Origin of the sequence: Olsenella sp. CU969, assembly GCF_905219715.1 — a bacterium.
GTDB lineage: Bacteria > Actinomycetota > Coriobacteriia > Coriobacteriales > Atopobiaceae > Granulimonas > Granulimonas faecalis.
This window is the reverse complement of record NZ_CAJMXC010000148.1, coordinates 1-1746: the sequence shown is the minus strand read 5'-3', so window position 1 is coordinate 1746 and position 1746 is coordinate 1. Positions and strand designations below refer to the sequence as shown.

At 66.6% G+C, this 1746-nt stretch carries 2 protein-coding genes; one reads left to right on the top strand and one right to left on the bottom strand.

What is annotated here, in order from left to right:
- Positions 1 to 13: 13 nt before the first annotated feature.
- Positions 14 to 835, bottom strand: a complete 822-nt coding sequence (locus tag JX283_RS08275) for a hypothetical protein (protein ID WP_204830150.1) — start codon at positions 833 to 835, stop codon at positions 14 to 16.
- Positions 836 to 1040: 205 nt separating this feature from the next.
- Here JX283_RS08275 and yihA point away from each other — a divergent pair, with 205 nt between their 5' ends.
- Entirely contained in the window at positions 1041 to 1658 is a 618-nt protein-coding gene (gene yihA, locus JX283_RS08270) for a ribosome biogenesis GTP-binding protein YihA/YsxC (RefSeq protein ID WP_204830149.1), read from the top strand.
- Positions 1659 to 1746 lie beyond the last annotated feature (88 nt).

Below are 1746 nucleotides of genomic sequence, written 5' to 3'. Positions count from 1 at the left end.
TCTCGGGGTTGGGTTAGGGGCACGTGGGGAAGTGGCCGTTAGGCTCCCTCTGCTCGGGCACCACGACGACGTTGTCGATGCCAACGCGCGACAGGAACTTGGTGACGCACTCGAGGCCGCTGCCGTTGAGCGGGGTGTAGACCACATTGAAGGAGCCGTCCTCGGCCACGCAGCCGGGCACGGAGACGGTCTGGATGGCGTCGAGGTAGGCGTCGATGACGTCGTCGCCGACCCACTCGACAAGGCCCTTCTCCTGCGCCTCGCCGAAGTCCATGGACCGGACGCCGGCGAAGATGTCGGTACCGTCGATGGAGGCCTGGATCTCGTCGGCGGCCTCGTTTGCGATCTGGCAGCCGTCGGGGCCATAGACCTTGTAGCCGTTGTAGGGCGCGGGGTTGTGGGAGGCGGTGATCACGATGCCGGCGTCGCAGCCCAGGTGGCGGGTGGTAAAGGAGAGCACGGGGACCGGCTCGATGCGCGGGGCAACGAAGCTCTTGATGCCGTTGGCCGCGAGCACGCCGGCAGCGGCCTTCACGAACTCGTCGCCCTTGTTGCGGGAGTCGCGCATGATGGCGACGGTGGGGTTCTCGCAATGGGCGTTGAGGTAGTCGGCCAGGCCCTGGGTGGCCTGGGAGACGGTGTAGGCGTTCATGCGGTTGGTGCCCACGCCCAGCACGCCGCGGAGGCCGGCGGTGCCGAACTCGAGGTCGCGGTAGAAGGCGTCGACGATGGAGTCGTCGTCCTTGGCAAGCAGGTCGGCAAGCTCGGCGGCGAGCTCGGGCTCGTCGACGTTCTCCTTCCAGAGCTGCGCGCGCTCCTGGATCTTGGTGTCCATGGAAACCTCTTTCCGTTTGAGGGGTCACGAACGGGCGTTCAAACCCGGTTCAGCCGTCTGGTTGGCCCCATTCTATGTTTATCAAGATGGATTGTTGCCGCTTTGGGCACTCTTCAGGGTCGCGCACCTTTTTTACAGAAGAGTCCGGCATTTGCAGGGCCTTCGGGGGGGCGGCCGCACCGCCTGAGGCGGCCGAGCGGGTATCATGGCCCAAGACGACGACCCGGGAGGACCCTTGGAAAAGATCGACTTCACCCACGCGCGGTTCTGCGCGGCCTATGGCACCCCAGATCAGATCCCCGAGGCCAAGCGACCCGAGNTCTCNGTGNTNGGGCGCTCCAACGTGGGCAAGTCGTCGCTCATCAACCGCCTCGTGGGNCGCAGGGCCCTCGCCAAGGTGAGCTCCAAGCCGGGCAAGACGGCCACGGTGAACTTCTACGACGTGGACGGCATCTACCTCGTGGACCTGCCGGGCTACGGCTTCGCCAAGGTGAGCGCCGCGGAGAAGAGACGCTNGNCNGACCTCATNGGCGGCTACTTCGACNAGGAGCGCAGCTTCAACCTNGTGGTCTCGCTCGTGGACNTNCGCCACGAGCCCCAGAAGNNCGACNACGAGATGGTGGGCTTCCTCAAGGAGGGCGGCTTCCCCTTCGTGGTGGTGCTCACCAAGGCCGACAAGCTCAGCCGCGCCCAGCAGCAGCGCCAGCGGGCCCTCATCGCCCGGGAGCTCGACATCGACCCGGAGACGGTCCTGGTCACCTCGGCCGAGAAGGGCCAGGGCATCGACGAGCTCAAGGACGCCATCTCGGCGGCCTGCGTCTAGGGATCCCTCGCCCCTCAGCCCCCTATCCTGAACCTCCGGCCCGCCACCGCCACCAGCCCCTCCCTGGCCATGCGCCCCAGCTCCCGGG

Bases quoted from the DNA above. Each gene is read 5' to 3' on its own strand.
- JX283_RS08275 (WP_204830150.1), bottom strand. From the start codon at position 835: ATGGACACCAAGATCCAGGAGCGCGCGCAGCTCTGGAAGGAGAACGTC.